The organism is Scandinavium manionii (assembly GCF_024764775.1).
Taxonomy (GTDB): domain Bacteria; phylum Pseudomonadota; class Gammaproteobacteria; order Enterobacterales; family Enterobacteriaceae; genus Scandinavium; species Scandinavium manionii.
In genome coordinates this window covers 259,429-275,104 of the sequence record NZ_JALIGC010000040.1, presented here as the reverse complement: position 1 = coordinate 275,104, position 15,676 = coordinate 259,429, and the positions used below count along the sequence as shown (strand labels likewise).

Below are 15,676 nucleotides of genomic sequence, written 5' to 3'. Positions count from 1 at the left end.
AAAGAGCGATAAAAAATTTTTACCGGAGCCTTTTGAGGTGCCGGTGCGTTTTGCGCGAGTGGCAGGGGAGTTGGGCTGCAGGTAGTTATCCACCATTCCTGTGGATAACCATGTGCATTAGAGTTAGAAAACTCACGGTAGGCGAGAGAAGACGCGGCCTGCGTCCAAATTGATGCGAAACGCGGCTTTTCGATATTCTCTTTTTTTATCAATCACTTCGATAAAAGCAATGTCTGTAAGAAAAGTGTCACTGGCTGCCATAAAAGATTCATTACGCATCTTGACAAATGTTAAATGTGGGAATGTTCTGGGGATAACCTGCTGCATCTGGTGTTTTATCTCGTCGCAGGGGAAATTTCCCCCGCAGTTGCACGCCCGTGGAACCGGTAACACAAATACGATAATGCGTTACTGTTTTTTTATCCAGTATTTATTATTGGCAAATTTTGGTGCGGCGAGTAGAATTAATCGTCTGCCCGTTTCCCCTTCATCAGGTTGTCGTTAATGAGTAAACCGTTAAAACTGCATTCCTCTTTCAAACCCTCTGGCGATCAGCCCGAGGCCATTCGTCGTCTGGAAGAAGGGCTTGAAGATGGTCTGGCGCACCAAACGCTGCTCGGAGTAACCGGATCAGGGAAAACGTTTACCATCGCTAACGTCATTGCTGACCTTCAGCGCCCGACGATGGTGTTGGCACCGAATAAAACGCTGGCGGCTCAGCTGTACGGCGAGATGAAAGAGTTCTTCCCGGAAAACGCAGTCGAGTTTTTCGTCTCCTACTATGACTACTACCAGCCGGAAGCCTACGTCCCAAGCTCAGATACCTTTATCGAAAAAGACGCCTCTGTGAACGAACACATTGAACAGATGCGTCTTTCTGCGACCAAGGCACTGCTTGAACGCCGCGACGTGATAGTGGTGGCGTCGGTGTCCGCTATCTACGGTCTGGGTGACCCGGACCTGTATCTGAAGATGATGCTGCACCTGACGGTGGGGATGATAATCGACCAGCGTTCGATTCTGCGTCGTCTCGCCGAGCTGCAATACGCCCGCAACGATCAGGCTTTCCAGCGCGGCACATTCCGCGTACGCGGCGAAGTTATCGACATCTTCCCGGCGGAATCTGACGACATTGCGCTGCGCGTGGAGCTGTTCGACGAAGAGGTTGAGCGGCTGTCGCTGTTTGACCCGCTGACCGGCCATCTGGAATCAACCATTCAGCGCTTTACCGTCTACCCGAAAACGCACTACGTCACGCCGCGCGAGCGAATTGTGCAGGCGATGGAAGAGATCAAAGTTGAGCTGGTCGATCGTCGCAAAGTGCTGCTGGAAAACAACAAGCTGCTGGAAGAACAACGTCTTTCCCAGCGTACCCAGTTTGATTTGGAAATGATGAACGAGCTGGGCTACTGCTCGGGCATTGAAAACTACTCGCGCTATCTCTCCGGGCGTGGTCCGGGCGAGCCGCCGCCGACGCTGTTTGACTACCTGCCGGCCGACGGTCTGCTGGTTATCGATGAATCCCACGTGACCGTACCGCAGATTGGCGGCATGTATCGCGGTGATCGGGCGCGTAAAGAAACGCTGGTGGAATACGGCTTCCGTTTGCCGTCGGCGCTGGACAACCGCCCGCTGAAATTTGAAGAATTTGAAAACCTGGTGCCACAGACCATTTATGTGTCGGCCACACCCGGCAACTACGAGCTTGAAAAATCGGGCGATGAAATCGTTGATCAGGTGGTGCGTCCTACGGGCCTGCTGGATCCTGTCATCGAAGTGCGCCCGGTTGGCACCCAGGTCGATGACCTGCTGTCGGAAATTCGTCTGCGCGTGGCCATTAACGAGCGCGTTCTGGTCACCACGCTGACCAAACGTATGGCGGAGGACTTAACGGAATATCTGGAAGAGCATGGCGAGCGTGTCCGCTACCTGCACTCGGATATCGACACCGTTGAACGCATGGAAATTATCCGCGATTTGCGCCTCGGTGAGTTTGACGTGCTGGTGGGGATCAACCTGTTAAGGGAAGGCCTCGATATGCCAGAAGTGTCGCTGGTGGCGATTCTGGATGCCGATAAAGAGGGCTTCCTGCGTTCCGAGCGCTCGCTTATTCAGACCATCGGTCGTGCGGCGCGTAATATCAACGGGAAGGCGATTCTTTACGCCGACAGAATTACCAACTCGATGGCGAAAGCGATGGGTGAAACCGAGCGTCGTCGTGAGAAGCAACAGGCTTATAACGAAGAAAACGGCATTGTGCCGCAGGGCCTGAACAAGAAAGTGGTCGATATTCTGTCATTGGGCGAAAGCCTGGCGAAAACGCGTGGTAAAGGTCGCGGTAAGTCGAAGTCAGCAGAAGTCACGCAGGCTGCGGAACTGTCACCGAAAGCGCTACAGCAGAAAATCAACGAGCTGGAGGCGCAGATGATGAAACACGCGCAGAACCTCGAGTTCGAAGAAGCGGCAGAAGTGCGCGACCGCCTGCATCAGCTGCGCGATCTATTTATCGCTGCATCCTAAAATATCGCTAAAACAAGGCCCAGATCACGCTCGCGTGTCTGGGCCTTAATGTTGCGTTAATCTTCGTAGTCCAGACTGTCCTTTCTTTAATGAGGACAGCGCCATGCAAAAAGATAATTTCGTCACCACCCTGACCGTACTCGTTTCCTTTCTGATAGTGATTGGCTTCTTCCACCAGTGGGTTCTGACGTACTGATTAGCGCGTACGCCGTGGGAATTTAACCCATGCTTTCACACCCGGTCCTGGCTTTCTGTTATGCAGGAAGAACTGCGCATCGTGCAGCTGTGCGATGCGGGTGACAATACTTAATCCCAGCCCAATTCCGCCGTAACGGCTGTCCATACGCACGAACGCTTTACTGAGTTCGCCGCTTTTCGCTTCATCAATTCCCGGCCCTTCGTCTTCAACGGCCAGCATACCTGTCTCAATGGACACGGTAATGGTGGAGTTTTCCGGGCTATAGCGATGCGCGTTTTCCACCAGATTACGTAACAGCACCCGCAGCAGCGTGGCATCACCCGACACCGTCACATCGTTGTCTGCCGATGGCAGGCTCAATGTTTGCCCACGCAGGCTGAGCATCGTTTCCAGCTCGCCCTGAATCGGTAGGATCACTTCTTCTACCAGCGGCACTCGCTGATAGCTACCTGCCGAAAACGACTGGCCAACGCGTGCCAACTGTAACAGTTGCGAAATGCTCTGCGTCATCTGATCCAGTCGCTGCAGCAGCGGGTCAACCATCATCGTGTGCGATTTCGCCATCAATTCCAGATGCAGACGCAGCCCGGCGAGCGGGGTGCGCAGCTCGTGCGCGACGTCAGCGGTAAACAGACGTTCACGCTCCAGAGTTTGATTCAGACGTTCGACCAGCTGATTGATGGCGGACGTGACCGCGTCCACTTCACTGACGGATTTTGGCAGCTCAATCGGCTGCAGGTTATCCGGCGTGCGGCTATTCAACTCCTGCTGTAAATCCCAGAGCGGGCGGGTGATGCGTTTGACCGCATGCAGGCAAATCCACAGCGCCAGACCAACAATCAGCATACTCGGCACCAGCAGGCTGGCGACGGCTTCCCGCACTTCGTGTTCGATATGTTTGTGGTTGTTATGGCCGTTAATGGCACTTTGTACCAGTAGCTGAATTTGCTCCTGGCTTTCATGCCACAGCCAGAACACGCTGATAACCTGACACACCACCAGAATACTGGCGATGGTCAGCAGCAGCTGGTGGCGCATGGTCCACTGCACGTCGCGAATGAACGGCAGTTTCATTTACGCACCCTCACTGGTTTTCACCAGCATGTAACCGAACCCTCGAACTGTGCGAATGCGCGTCTTGCCGATTTTGTCGCGCAGGTTGTGAATATGCACTTCAAGCGTGTTGGTCGACGGCTCGTTATCCCAGCTGTAGATGTCGTTATAGAGAATTTCGCGATGAACCGGGCTACCCGCTTTGGTCATCAGACGAGAGAGCAGAGCATACTCTTTTGGCGTCAGGTCAAGCTGGGTTTCGCCGAGGGCGACCAGACGACGCGTGACGTTGAGACGTAGGTCGCCGATGCTGATTTCATTATCGCCCTGATTATGATGACGACGCAGCAGGGCGCGCACCCGGGCATTGAGTTCTTCCAGCGCAAAAGGTTTCACCAGATAATCGTCGGCCCCGGTATCGAGGCCCGCGATGCGATCGTCGACGGTATCGCGCGCAGTGAGGATAAGTACCGGCAGGCTGATTTTTTCCCGGCGAATACGCGCCAGAAACTGTAAGCCGTCTTCATCAGGCAGGCCCAAATCAAGCACGATCACGCTGTAATGCCCGTTAGCGAGACACAGTGCGGCTTCGTGCGCCGTCATCACGCCATCACAGACGTAGCCTTCGCTTTGCATCGCAAGGATTAACCCCTGCAGCAATAATGAATCGTCTTCAACAACAAGCACTTTCATTTAATTCGCTCCTCTGCACGGCGCCAGTATATCGTCGCTCGCTTTATATTCCTTGGTACTCACTCCCGCCAAGCCTAGCATGGTAGAGAAAAGATTATCCTGCGAATAGTGGCTCGCTTTTGCATGGTCTTTCAGGCACTGATAATTCACTTTATAGCGCTGCTGATAATCATCGGACAGCCAGATAACCATTGGGACATGCTTTTGCGTATCCGGGGCGATAGACCACGGCAGCCCGTGCAGATAAACCCCGTTCTCACCCAGTGATTCGCCGTGATCCGACAGATAGACCAGGCTTGTGGTTAAGGTGTTCTGCTTCGACTGTAATAACTTGATAGCTTTATCGACAATATAATCGACGTTAACAATGGTGTTGTCGTAGGTATTCACCAGCTGTTCCTTCGAACAGTTTTGAATTTCATTGCTGTCGCAGGTCGGAGAAAAGGTGCGCAGGTTTTTCGGGTAGCGATTGTAATACGTCGGGCCGTGGCTGCCGATGGTGTGTAATACAATGACGCCGTCGCCTTTCAGGTTATTAATATAATCTTCCAGCCCGTGGAACAGCACATCGTCATAGCATTCGCCGTCGATGCACTGGCCGGGTAAATTCAGACGCGTCATATCCTGATGCGGAACGCGATCGCACGCCCCTTTGCATCCACCGTCATTTTCATTCCACAGCACGTTTATGCCGGCACGCTGCACGATATCCAGCAGGCCTTCCTGATGCTCCGCCAGCTCTTCATTGTAATGTGCACGCGGCATATTCGAGAACATGCACGGTACGGAAATCGCCGTGGCGGTGCCGCAGGAGGTGGTGTTCGGGAAATAGACCACGTTATCCTGCTTCATACGCGGATTGGTTTCACGCCCGTAGCCGCCCAAAGAGAAGTTATCCGCACGTGATGTTTCACCCAGCACCAGAATGGTCAGGTTATGGCGCGGGCCATTTTTCATCACCGGCTTTTGCATGGCGTCTTCGCCGATGCGAACCAGTGGCAGATGCGCGAGACGATCATGCGAGTACCAGGAGTTGACCGCCACGATGCTGTTCGAAGGGTTGAGGGATTTAACCAGCTCTTTATTGTTGCGGAACAGCGACGCGTAATCTTTGTAGAACAGCAGGGCGATAAGCACGATCAGCAGGCCGCAAATGGCTATGCTGGCCGCGCGCAATGCCAAACTGCGCCAGGCGCTCAGCGGTTTCTTCACGCGGATCCACCAGACGATAATCACCGCCAGCAGGCCGGACAGCCCGAGGGTCAGCACCATTTTGGTCGACATCAGGGCAAAGCTTTCTGCCGGGGTGGTATCAATGATGTTGGCAATCATTGAGCGATCAATCACCACGCCAAAGGTCATGATGAAATACTGTGCGGCAGCGCTGACCAGAATAAACAGGCTGATTAACAGCCGGTCGAGCCATAAAAAAGACGCCAGCGTGACGATGATGTTGATGACGCAAAACGCCACGACGGGCAGGGTGGCGTACACCAGACCGTTGTGCAGCGAATTGACAGGGAGCAGGGTAAACGCCTGTTTGTAGAAGCTGATATTGAGGAACAACGAGATATACAGGGCAAACAGGGCCAGGTAGAAAACGTGCCCCATTGCTGGGCGACGAAGGGAAAGTCGAGACATCATTGGGCATCCGGCAGACTAAGATGACGGTATGATGACAAGAGAGTTTTAAGACAACCTTAAGAAATTAAGGAAGTCCTTAATGTGGGAGACAATACTGGCCCGGCAAGGGTTGCAACGCCGGGCAACAGAGCTATCCTAGCGCCTGAACGGCCTTTTCCAGCGCATCGCGCAGTAAATGGCGGTCGTGGCGATAGCGAATGTCGCTGGCTTCCAGCGGCACCTGAATGACGACCTGATCTTCAATGCCGGAAACATCGACCTTCGGCCCGACGACGACGGCGTCGATAACCGGTTTGCCGACGTAATGTTCCATCAGCGCTAGTTTGTCTTTCAGCGTCAGGCTGGCCGCTGCCGGGCTCAGTTCGCGGCCCAGATTACCGATGTATACCATTGGTGCGGGCGTTCTACGTAAGGCCTGGGCCATCTCATCAAGCAGAAGAATCGGCATCAGGCTGGTGTAAAAACTGCCAGGGCCAATCAGAATCAAATCCGCCTCGGCAATGGCGTGCACCGCTTCACGCGTGGCGGGCACCGAGGGCGAGAGCATTAGCTCGCGAGGCGGCAGTTTCAGCTGGTCAATATTCACTTCGCCGTAAATTTCGTGGCCTTCGTCGTCGATAGCCATTAAATCCACCGGCACTTCCGACATCGGGATCAGCGCCGCGTCGACTTTCAACAGGTTTCTGATCAGGTTGATGGCTTCCAGAGGCCGCACACTCAGGTGGTCTAACGCCTTTAACATCAGATTTCCGAGGTTATGCCCGGAAAGTTCGCCATTACCGCCAAAACGGTACTCAAACATTGCCGACGCGACGCTCTGTTCGGTAATGAGCTGGTTGAGACAGTTGCGCATATCTCCCCAGGCAATCCCGCCCTCGGAGCGACGAATACGGCCGGTTGAGCCGCCGTTATCGGTAGTCGTGACAATACCTGTCAGGCGCGAACCCAGCGAGGAGAGAGAAGACATCACTCGCCCTAAACCGTGCCCGCCGCCGAGTGCGACAACACGATCGAGATCCGCAAAAGTACGATTGCGCATAGTATTCCTTATCAGAGACGGACGTCGTTACCTTAGCGTAACTACCCCTAAAAGACGATGGTCGGATCCCGTCAAAATGACGCATATCAATGCAAAAGCAGGATTTTTGCGTATTCTGTAGCGAAAGTGCACGATTAGTCCGTTATGTATAAAATTATATAGCGAAAGGGTGAAATGGCGAAACTGTCATTTACGCGCTACTATCGGCATAACCCGCTTCTGAAAATCAGAAGCTACACTCTAGCCCTTGCGCCTAAGTCTGTAGATAAGGTGTTCTGGCCGTGACGATGTCACCAGGGTACAGAAAGAAATGACTGTGCCTCCCGTATTTGGAAAGGTGTATGGCCCCACAACTTACCGATGCATTCGCACGCAAGTTCTACTATTTGCGTTTGTCGATTACCGACGTGTGCAATTTCCGCTGCACCTACTGCCTGCCCGATGGCTACAAGCCGGGGCCCGTCAGTAACAACGGCTTTCTTTCCGTCGATGAAGTGCGCCGCGTGACCCGGGCGTTTTCTGCCATGGGCACCGAAAAAGTGCGCCTGACCGGCGGCGAACCTTCTCTGCGTCGTGACTTTACCGACATCATTTCTACCGTGCGTGAAAACGACGCTATCCGCCAGATTGCAGTCACCACCAACGGTTATCGCCTGGCTCGTGATGCGCAACAATGGCGCGACGCGGGACTGACCCACGTTAACGTCAGCGTCGACAGCCTCGACGCCCGCCAGTTTCACGCCATCACCGGTCAGGATAAATTTCAGCAGGTGATGGACGGCATCGATGCCGCCTTTGCCGCTGGTTTTGCCAAAGTGAAGGTCAATACCGTGCTGATGCGCGACGTCAATCATCACCAGCTCGACACCTTCCTGGCCTGGATCCAACCTCGTCCTATTCAACTGCGTTTCATCGAGCTAATGGAAACCGGTGAAGGCAGCGAGTTGTTCCGCAAACACCACATTTCCGGCATGGTCCTGCGCGATGAACTGCTCAAACGCGGTTGGATCCATCAGATTCGCAGCCGTAGCGACGGCCCGGCACAGGTCTTTTGTCACCCCGATTACGCCGGGGAGATTGGGCTCATCATGCCGTATGAAAAAGACTTCTGCGCCAGTTGCAACCGGCTGCGCGTCTCCTCCACAGGAAAACTACACCTGTGCCTGTTTGGTGATGGCGGGGTCGATCTCCGTGATTTGCTTGCCGAAGATGCCCAGCAGCCGGAACTTGAAGCGCGTATTTCTGCGGCCCTGGCCCAGAAAAAACAAACCCATTTCCTGCATCAGGGCCAGACCGGCATTACTCAGAATCTCTCATATATCGGCGGCTAAGCCGTAACTGAATACTGAATAAGGAGGTTTATCATGAGTCAGGTGAGTGCTGAATTTATCCCGACCCGTATTGCTATTCTGACCGTCTCCAGCCGTCGCGGCGAAGAGGACGATACGTCCGGCCATTATTTGCGCGACAGCGCGCACGAAGCGGGCCACATTCTCGTCGAAAAAACCATTGTCAAAGAGAACCGCTACGCTATTCGCGCGCAGGTTTCCGCCTGGATTGCCAGCGACGGTGTACAGGTGGTGTTGATTAACGGCGGAACCGGATTTACCGATGGCGATCAGGTGCCTGAAGCGCTGCTGCCGCTGTTTGACCGTGAAATCCAGGGCTTTGGTGAAGTGTTCCGTATGCTGTCGTTTGAAGAAATTGGTACCTCCACGCTGCAATCCCGCGCCGTCGCCGGGATGGCCAACGATACGCTGATTTTTGCCATGCCCGGCTCGACCAAGGCGTGCCGCACCGCATGGGAAAATATCATTGCGCCGCAGCTTGATGCGCGCACCCGTCCGTGTAATTTCCACCCACATTTGAAGAAATAAGCCATGTCTCAACTGACGCACATTAACGCCGCCGGTGAAGCCCATATGGTGGACGTGTCTGCCAAAGCGGAGACGGTTCGCGAAGCGCGCGCTGAAGCCTTTGTCACCATGTTACCGGAAACCCTGGCGATGATTATCGATGGCAGTCATCACAAAGGTGATGTCTTCGCCACCGCACGTATCGCCGGTATTCAGGCGGCTAAACGCACCTGGGATTTAATCCCGCTGTGTCATCCGCTGATGCTCAGCAAAGTGGAAGTCAATTTACAGGCGCAGCCGGAACATAACCGGGTGCGTATCGAATCGCTGTGCCGCCTGACCGGTAAAACCGGTGTTGAAATGGAAGCGCTGACGGCCGCCTCGGTCGCCGCGCTGACCATCTACGATATGTGCAAAGCGGTACAAAAGGACATGGTGATTGGTCCGCTGCGCCTGCTGGCGAAAAGCGGCGGCAAATCCGGTGATTTCAGGGCTGACGCTAATGATTAAAATTTTATTTTTCGCCCAGGTTCGCGAGCTGGTGGGCACCGACGGTCTGACGCTGAATACCGATGCGCAAACCGTGGAACAACTGCGTCAGCAGTTAGCGGCACAGGGTTCTCGTTGGGCGCTGGCGCTGGAAGAGGGCAAACTGCTGACGGCGGTCAATCAGACGCTGGTGAGCGCCGATCATCCGCTCACTGACGGGGATGAAGTGGCGTTCTTCCCGCCAGTAACGGGAGGCTAATCATGAGCGAAACTTTAATTCGCGTTGAAACTGCGCGCTTTAACGTCGGCACCGAATACGCCTGGCTTGCCGAGCGCGATGAAGACGGCGCGGTAGTGACCTTCACCGGTAAAGTCCGTAATCATAATCTCGGCGACAGCGTCAGCGCATTAACACTGGAACACTATCCGGGCATGACCGAAAAAGCGCTGGCTGAAATCGTTGAAGAGGCTCGCGGGCGCTGGCGGTTAGGACGCGTGTCGGTCATTCATCGCATCGGCGAAATGTGGCCGGGCGAAGAAATTGTCTTTGTCGGCGTCACCAGCGTGCACCGCGGCAGCGCGTTTGCCGCAGGCGAATTCATCATGGATTATCTGAAAACTCGCGCCCCGTTCTGGAAACGCGAAGCCACGCCGGAAGGCGAGCGCTGGGTCGAGTCCCGAGAAAGCGACCAGGAAGCGGCAAAGCGCTGGTAATGCCTGTTTTTAGGACATGCGTGTATTGCGCTTGTGATACGCTTAATGAACACACACCTTTAATCTGAGGGTTTCATCATGGACCGATACTCGCGTCCCAATTCAATTGTGCAGTCGCGTTCTGGCGTACAGACCTACATGGCGCAGGTTTACGGCTGGATGACCTGTGGGCTGCTGCTGACGGCGTTCGTTGCGTGGTTTGCAGCCAACACCCCGGCAGTGATGATGTTTGTCTTCTCCAGCAAAATCACGTTCTTTGGGCTGATCATCGCTCAACTGGGCCTGGTATTTGTGCTTTCCGGCATGGTTCAGCGCCTGAGCGCGGGTATGGCGACCACGCTGTTTATGCTCTATTCGGCGTTAATCGGACTCACGCTTTCCAGTATTTTCATCGCCTACACTTACAGCTCGATTGCCAGCACCTTTATTGTGACGGCAGGGATGTTCGGCGGAATGAGCTTGTACGGTTACACCACCAAACGTGACCTGACCGGCATGGGCAAAATGCTGTTTATGGCGCTGATTGGTATCGTTCTGGCGTCGTTGGTAAACATCTGGTTGAAGAGCACGCCGCTGATGTGGGCCGTGACCTATATCGGTGTGGTGGTGTTTGTGGGTCTGACGGCGTACGACACCCAAAAACTGAAAGCGATTGGTGAGCAGATTGATACCAACGACAGCAGCAACCTGCGTAAATACGCGATCCTGGGTGCGCTGACGCTGTATCTCGACTTCATCAACCTGTTCCTGATGCTGCTGCGCATCATGGGCAATCGCCGTTAATTTGTGATGCCCGGCGGCGCATATGCTTGCCGGGCCTCCTCCTGTGTTTTACTCCACCATCGCCTTCTGATTTTTCGCCTTTAGCTTCTTCGCCCGGCTCTCCAGCAACAAATATCCCACCGTCGCGAGCGCCAACGGAATAAAGAAATAGAGCACCCTGTACGCCAGCAGTGCGGCGATGATCGTGCCCTGAGAGGCATGTTCCCCGGCCAGCAGCGCGATAAATACGGCCTCCAGTACGCCAATACCTGCCGGAATATGCACAATAACCCCGGCGATACTGCTCACCAGCAGCACGCCCAGTACAAAGAAGTAGTTCACCTGTTGACCGAGCAGCAGCCAGATAATCGCGCCCATTGCCATCCAGTTAGCGCTGGAAATCAACATCTGCAGCAGAGCAAATCGCCACGACGGCAGCACCAGTTTTTGCCCTTTGATGGTCATATGGCGGCGCTTGGCAAATGCACAGGCCCAGAGATAGACCGCAATCATCAGCAACAACACGCCGCCGATAATCCGCAGCGTGGTATCGCGGATGTACCAGTGCGCGGGCAAATCGACTACCCCAACAGTAAAAATGACCCCGCCGAGCAGGATATAGCCGAGCCAGTTGGTGGTAATGCTGAGTGAGAAAATACGGGTGATGGTGCTGCCCGGCAGTCCAAGTCGCGAATAGAGCCGATAGCGCATGCCGATGCCGCCGACCCAGGTGCTGAGCGTCAGATTAAAGGCGTAGCAAATGAACGATACCAGCATCACCTGGCGCTTTGCCAGCCGGTGTCCACAGTACGCCCGGCCGAGCAAGTCGTAACAGCCGTACAGCAGATAACTGACGACAACCAGCCCAACGGCGCTGAGCAGGGCGGTGCGGTTGTAGTCGCGAATGACGCTCCACACCTCCTGCCAGTCGACCTTCTGCGCATACACCACCAGCAGTACCGCAACCGCAATAAAGAACAGCCACGTCAGGATTTTTTTCGCCAGATGCCAGCGAGGGTGAGAGTGGCTCATCAGGGTTTCACTCCCGGATTCTCAGGGTCGATGCGATCCTGGGTTTCGAGCGTGTTTTGCACCGGCGGACTGACCTGCGCCAGCTTCGGGGTATGGGCGGGCAGCCAGCCGACCATCGCCGGGAAATGGCGCAGAAAGTGGAACGCCAGTACGCTTTTACTGAGATTCCACCAGCTGCGTTTGGGCACCATCGAGCTGTCCACCTGCCGACAGTCTTGCGCAATAATGTCGCTGAGATTGTCGCGCAGCGTCTGGTTAAACGCCCGGTCGTGAACGATAAGGTTGGCTTCCAGATTCAGCGACAGGCTCAACGGGTCAAGATTGCTGGAGCCTACCGTCGCCCAATGGTCATCCATCAGCGCCACTTTTCCGTGCAGCGGGCGACGCTGATATTCAAAAATCTGCACGCCGCCTTTTAACAGATAGCGGTACAGCAGCCGCGCACCGACTTTCACAATCGGCATATCCGGCTCGCCCTGAACCACCAGTTTGACCCGCACTCCTCGCCGCGCGGCATTACGCATCGCATGCAGCAGCCGATAACCAGGGAAAAAGTAGGCGTTGGCGATGATCACTTCCCGACGCGCATTGGCCAGCATTTTCAGGTAGTGACGTTCAATGTCATCGCGATGTTCATTATTGTCGCGCCAGACAAACAGCGTTTGCGCTTCACCGGGCGTGCGGTTTTCTTCCGGACGATGACGGCGACGCCAGAAGCGTTGGGCTTCGGCATTGCCGGGCAGATTCTCAAGCTCGAATTGCAGAATGTCTTCCACTACCGGGCCTTCCACGCGCACTGCGTAATCCTGTTTGGCTTCCGGGCCATAATTGGTCATGTGTTCTGCGGAGTAGTTAATCCCGCCAACGAACGCCACCACGGCGTCCACCACTACAATTTTGCGGTGCATCCGTCGGAAAAGATTGGTGCGCATGCCAAACAGGCGAGGGCGCGGATCGTAATAACGGAACACCACGCCCGCCATGGTCAGTTCGCTCACAAACTTATCACTGAGGTCCGGCGAACCGTAGCCGTCGAGCAGCACTTCAATATTTACCCCGCGCCGGGCGGCGTTGAGCAATACTTCGTGCAGCTGCCAGCCGATGCTATCTTCAAACCAGATAAAGGTTTCGAGAATGATTTTGCTTTCAGCATTCTCAATCGCGCTGAAAACGGCCGGATAAAACTGGTCGCCATTTTCCAGCAGCTGAATTTGATTGCCTTCACGCCAGCCGCATTTCATAAGTGGATCTCCGCGCTGAGCGGCGCATGATCGGAAAGGTGTCGCCACTCCCGAAGCGGGAGCACCGCCGGGTGGCTCGTCTGGGCATTTTTGACGTAGATCCGGTCCAGCGGCAGCAGCGGAAAGCTCACCGGAAAAGTGCGCACCGGGCGTCCATTTGCGGCGGTGAAAATTTCCTCGAGTCCGGCCTGCTGTTGTAGCGGTTTGTTGGCCCGCTGGCGCCAGTCGTTAAAATCTCCGGCCACCACGACTGGCTCGTTTGCGGGCAGGCTGTTCACCCAGTCGCTCAGCATCGTTAATTGTGCCTGGCGGTGGGCTTCACGCAGCCCCAGATGTACGCAGATGACGTGAACCGGCGTCGCCAGTTCCGGCGGAACAATACGGCAGTACAACAGCCCGCGTTTTTCACTTTCCCCGACCGAAATGTCGCGGTTTTCATAATGCTCAATCGGAAAGCGTGACAGCACCGCATTTCCGTGATGGCCTTCCGGGTACACCGCGTTGCGACCGTAGGCATAATCGCTCCACAGCGTATCGGCGAGAAACTCGTAGTGGCTGGTATTCGGCCAGTTTTCGACGCGAAGTGACCAGGCATCGTGCGCCCCAAGCACTTCTTGCAGGCAGACGATATCGGCTCCGACGGCCCGCACCGCATCGCGGAGCTCGGGCAAAATGAAGCGGCGATTGAACGCGGTAAAACCTTTGTGCGTGTTGATAGTCAAAATTTTCAATGAAAAATGTCGCGACGGTTGATTCATATTTCTCCTGTCCGTATCACTGTCCTGAATGAAATAGTGTAGTAGCCGTCACAAAAAGGTGCGGTGTTACGGAATTTTCCGTAAAGTCCGGTACTCTAATTAACAGTTGAATATGCTTCTGGAGACAAGACATGAAGTGGCAACAACAAATTCGTGTCGTAACTGGCCTGAGCTGCTGGCAGATTATTTCGCATTTGCTGGTTGTTGCAGTTCTGGTAATGGGATGGATGAGCGGCACGCTAGTCCGGGTAGGACTGGGGCTGTGTGCGCTTTATGCCGTGACGGTTGTCCTGATGCTTTTCCTGCAACGCCACCACGAAGAGCGCTGGCGCGACATTGGTGATTTCCTCGAAGAGCTCACCACCACCTGGTACTTTGGCGCGGCGGTGATTGTGCTGTGGCTGTTGTCCCGCGTGGTGCAAAACCATTTGCTGCTGGGCCTGGCGGCCGTTGTGATCCTTGCCGGACCTGCGCTGCTTTCCTTACTGATTAAAGAGAAAAAGCGGTCACCTAAAACCTTCCGCTGGCACTAAGGCGGCGTAATCGCCGCCCACGCGTGACATCCCTTACGCAACGTTGCGCCTGAACGCCCAGTACGCCACCGACCCGGTCGTGGTCGCTATCACCAATAGCGGCCACAGGCTTTGCCAGACAATATCGAAGCTGGCGTCCTTCAGATAAATCTGCTTGGTAATATCCGTAAAGTGACGAATTGGGTTAATCCATGTCACATCCTGGAGCCATACCGGCATATTCTCCACTGGTGACACGTAGCCCGAGAGCAAAATCGCCGGCATCATAAACACAAACACCCCGATAAAAGCCTGCTGCTGCGTCTCGCACAGCGACGAAATCAGCAAACCAAATCCTACCAGTGACAGCCCGTAAATCAGCATCGTGAAGTAAAACAGCACCAGCGATCCGGAGAACGGAATGTGATAGGCGAAAATCCCGACCGCCAGCACGATACTGGCCTGGAATGTCGCGACAATCAGCGCCGGGACCGCTTTGCCGACGAAGATCTGCCAGGTGGCGAGCGGGGAGACCAGCAGCTGATCGAGCGTACCCTGTTCGCGCTCGCGGGCAACAGACAGCGAGGTCACAATCATCACCCCGATGGTGGTAATCATCGCAATCAGTGACGGCACCACGAACCATTTGTAATCCAGATTCGGGTTGTACCAATTGCGCACTACCAGTTCGCTGTTGTTCGGTTTCGGCTTCCCGTCGATCAGCTCCTGCTGATAATCCTCAACGATGCGCTGCAAATAATTCGCTGCAATCTGCGCACTGTTGGAGTTACGTCCGTCGAGCAGCAGCTGCATCGGGGCGCTGTGTCCGCTGTCGATATTGCGCGAAAAATCTGTCGGGAAGCGCACCAGCAGCAGCGCTTTCTGCGTGTCGATAGTCGGCTGAATTTCCTGCGGGCTGTGCAGCAGTAAGACGTGTGTAAATGCTTTGGCACGGGCGAAACGCTGGGTCAGCTCCACCGCATGTTTACCGCTGTCTTCGTTGTAAATGGCGATGGTGGCGTTGGTCACCTCCAGCGTGGCGGCGAACGGGAACAGCAGCACCTGAATCAGCACTGGCGCAATAAGGATCGCCCGGGTTTGTGGCTCACGCAGCAGCGATTGCAGCTCTTTGCGAATCAATGTCCATAGTCGATGAAACATAAC

The 15,676-nt window shown here is 54.8% G+C and carries 16 protein-coding genes and 1 riboswitch; of the genes, 8 read left to right on the top strand and 8 right to left on the bottom strand.

The genetic code is table 11. From position 1 onward, the window contains the following. Positions 1 to 504: 504 nt before the first annotated feature. Positions 505 to 2,520, top strand: coding sequence for an excinuclease ABC subunit UvrB (uvrB, locus tag MUU51_RS19055; RefSeq protein WP_159773619.1), 2,016 nt, complete (start codon positions 505 to 507; stop codon positions 2,518 to 2,520). A 196-nt stretch (positions 2,521 to 2,716) separates the two neighbouring features. Here uvrB and pmrB read toward each other — a convergent pair whose 3' ends face one another. The 4 genes from pmrB to yvcK all read right to left on the bottom strand — a co-directional run bounded on the left by pmrB (position 2,717) and on the right by yvcK (position 7,148). Further along, positions 2,717 to 3,793: a two-component system sensor histidine kinase PmrB gene (gene pmrB, locus MUU51_RS19050; protein WP_159773617.1), complete on the bottom strand. Its 1,077-nt coding sequence runs from the start codon at positions 3,791 to 3,793 to the stop codon at positions 2,717 to 2,719. Then, positions 3,794 to 4,465, bottom strand: a complete 672-nt coding sequence (pmrA, locus tag MUU51_RS19045; protein WP_258968368.1) for a two-component system response regulator PmrA — start codon at positions 4,463 to 4,465, stop codon at positions 3,794 to 3,796. Beyond that, positions 4,466 to 6,106: a phosphoethanolamine transferase EptA gene (gene eptA, locus MUU51_RS19040; RefSeq protein ID WP_159773662.1), complete on the bottom strand. Its 1,641-nt coding sequence runs from the start codon at positions 6,104 to 6,106 to the stop codon at positions 4,466 to 4,468. Positions 6,107 to 6,239: 133 nt separating this feature from the next. Continuing rightward, positions 6,240 to 7,148, bottom strand: coding sequence for a uridine diphosphate-N-acetylglucosamine-binding protein YvcK (gene yvcK, locus MUU51_RS19035; RefSeq protein WP_258968367.1), 909 nt, complete (start codon positions 7,146 to 7,148; stop codon positions 6,240 to 6,242). Positions 7,149 to 7,372: 224 nt separating this feature from the next. Next, positions 7,373 to 7,504, top strand: a riboswitch (molybdenum cofactor riboswitch). Here yvcK and moaA point away from each other — a divergent pair. From moaA to MUU51_RS19005, 6 genes are all read left to right on the top strand, one after another. Then, the gene (gene moaA / locus MUU51_RS19030) at positions 7,490 to 8,479 is read left to right on the top strand and encodes a GTP 3',8-cyclase MoaA (protein WP_159773611.1); all 990 of its coding nucleotides are present in this window, start codon (positions 7,490 to 7,492) and stop codon (positions 8,477 to 8,479) included. Its footprint overlaps the riboswitch before it by 15 nt. Positions 8,480 to 8,512: 33 nt before the next feature. After that, positions 8,513 to 9,025, top strand: a complete 513-nt coding sequence (gene moaB / locus MUU51_RS19025) for a molybdenum cofactor biosynthesis protein B (protein WP_159773609.1) — start codon at positions 8,513 to 8,515, stop codon at positions 9,023 to 9,025. A gap of 3 nt (positions 9,026 to 9,028) precedes the next feature. Further along, complete coding sequence (gene moaC / locus MUU51_RS19020; protein ID WP_159773607.1) at positions 9,029 to 9,514, top strand: cyclic pyranopterin monophosphate synthase MoaC; 486 nt, start codon at positions 9,029 to 9,031, stop codon at positions 9,512 to 9,514. Beyond that, entirely contained in the window at positions 9,507 to 9,752 is a 246-nt protein-coding gene (gene moaD, locus MUU51_RS19015) for a molybdopterin synthase sulfur carrier subunit (protein ID WP_159773605.1), read from the top strand. Before moaC ends, moaD begins: the two co-directional genes overlap by 8 nt. Positions 9,753 to 9,754: 2 nt before the next feature. Continuing rightward, positions 9,755 to 10,207 carry a molybdopterin synthase catalytic subunit MoaE gene (gene moaE / locus MUU51_RS19010; RefSeq protein ID WP_110510030.1) on the top strand — a complete coding sequence of 151 codons (453 nt, stop codon included), beginning with the start codon at positions 9,755 to 9,757 and terminating at the stop codon, positions 10,205 to 10,207. A gap of 78 nt (positions 10,208 to 10,285) precedes the next feature. After that, positions 10,286 to 10,990, top strand: coding sequence for a Bax inhibitor-1/YccA family protein (locus tag MUU51_RS19005; RefSeq protein ID WP_258968366.1), 705 nt, complete (start codon positions 10,286 to 10,288; stop codon positions 10,988 to 10,990). A 48-nt stretch (positions 10,991 to 11,038) separates the two neighbouring features. On the opposite strand, the gene MUU51_RS19000 is transcribed toward MUU51_RS19005, so the two are convergent. The 3 genes from MUU51_RS19000 to MUU51_RS18990 are packed head-to-tail and all read right to left on the bottom strand — an operon-like array spanning position 11,039 to position 14,000. After that, positions 11,039 to 12,001: a lysylphosphatidylglycerol synthase domain-containing protein gene (locus MUU51_RS19000; RefSeq protein WP_258968365.1), complete on the bottom strand. Its 963-nt coding sequence runs from the start codon at positions 11,999 to 12,001 to the stop codon at positions 11,039 to 11,041. Beyond that, positions 12,001 to 13,242 (bottom strand): cardiolipin synthase ClsB, encoded by a 1,242-nt coding sequence (clsB, locus tag MUU51_RS18995; protein WP_159773599.1) that lies wholly within the window; start codon positions 13,240 to 13,242, stop codon positions 12,001 to 12,003. Before clsB ends, MUU51_RS19000 begins: the two co-directional genes overlap by 1 nt. Continuing rightward, positions 13,239 to 14,000, bottom strand: a complete 762-nt coding sequence (locus MUU51_RS18990; protein ID WP_159773597.1) for an endonuclease/exonuclease/phosphatase family protein — start codon at positions 13,998 to 14,000, stop codon at positions 13,239 to 13,241. The genes clsB and MUU51_RS18990 overlap by 4 nt, the downstream gene beginning before the upstream one ends. A 131-nt stretch (positions 14,001 to 14,131) precedes the next feature. On the opposite strand from MUU51_RS18990, the gene MUU51_RS18985 reads away from it, so the two are divergent. Continuing rightward, positions 14,132 to 14,533, top strand: a complete 402-nt coding sequence (locus MUU51_RS18985; protein WP_159773595.1) for a YbhQ family protein — start codon at positions 14,132 to 14,134, stop codon at positions 14,531 to 14,533. 33 nt (positions 14,534 to 14,566) lie between these two features. On the opposite strand, the gene MUU51_RS18980 is transcribed toward MUU51_RS18985, so the two are convergent. After that, complete coding sequence (locus MUU51_RS18980; RefSeq protein WP_159773593.1) at positions 14,567 to 15,673, bottom strand: ABC transporter permease; 1,107 nt, start codon at positions 15,671 to 15,673, stop codon at positions 14,567 to 14,569. Positions 15,674 to 15,676 lie beyond the last annotated feature (3 nt).

Bases quoted from the DNA above. Each gene is read 5' to 3' on its own strand.
- moaB (WP_159773609.1), top strand. From the start codon at position 8,513: ATGAGTCAGGTGAGTGCTGAATTTATCCCGACCCGTATTGCTATTCTG.
- moaA (WP_159773611.1), top strand. From the start codon at position 7,490: ATGGCCCCACAACTTACCGATGCATTCGCACGCAAGTTCTACTATTTG.
- MUU51_RS18980 (WP_159773593.1), bottom strand. From the start codon at position 15,673: ATGTTTCATCGACTATGGACATTGATTCGCAAAGAGCTGCAATCGCTG.
- MUU51_RS19000 (WP_258968365.1), bottom strand. From the start codon at position 12,001: ATGAGCCACTCTCACCCTCGCTGGCATCTGGCGAAAAAAATCCTGACG.
- MUU51_RS19005 (WP_258968366.1), top strand. From the start codon at position 10,286: ATGGACCGATACTCGCGTCCCAATTCAATTGTGCAGTCGCGTTCTGGC.
- clsB (WP_159773599.1), bottom strand. From the start codon at position 13,242: ATGAAATGCGGCTGGCGTGAAGGCAATCAAATTCAGCTGCTGGAAAAT.
- yvcK (WP_258968367.1), bottom strand. From the start codon at position 7,148: ATGCGCAATCGTACTTTTGCGGATCTCGATCGTGTTGTCGCACTCGGC.
- MUU51_RS18990 (WP_159773597.1), bottom strand. From the start codon at position 14,000: ATGAATCAACCGTCGCGACATTTTTCATTGAAAATTTTGACTATCAAC.
- MUU51_RS18985 (WP_159773595.1), top strand. From the start codon at position 14,132: ATGAAGTGGCAACAACAAATTCGTGTCGTAACTGGCCTGAGCTGCTGG.
- pmrA (WP_258968368.1), bottom strand. From the start codon at position 4,465: ATGAAAGTGCTTGTTGTTGAAGACGATTCATTATTGCTGCAGGGGTTA.
- moaC (WP_159773607.1), top strand. From the start codon at position 9,029: ATGTCTCAACTGACGCACATTAACGCCGCCGGTGAAGCCCATATGGTG.
- moaD (WP_159773605.1), top strand. From the start codon at position 9,507: ATGATTAAAATTTTATTTTTCGCCCAGGTTCGCGAGCTGGTGGGCACC.
- eptA (WP_159773662.1), bottom strand. From the start codon at position 6,106: ATGTCTCGACTTTCCCTTCGTCGCCCAGCAATGGGGCACGTTTTCTAC.
- uvrB (WP_159773619.1), top strand. From the start codon at position 505: ATGAGTAAACCGTTAAAACTGCATTCCTCTTTCAAACCCTCTGGCGAT.
- pmrB (WP_159773617.1), bottom strand. From the start codon at position 3,793: ATGAAACTGCCGTTCATTCGCGACGTGCAGTGGACCATGCGCCACCAG.
- moaE (WP_110510030.1), top strand. From the start codon at position 9,755: ATGAGCGAAACTTTAATTCGCGTTGAAACTGCGCGCTTTAACGTCGGC.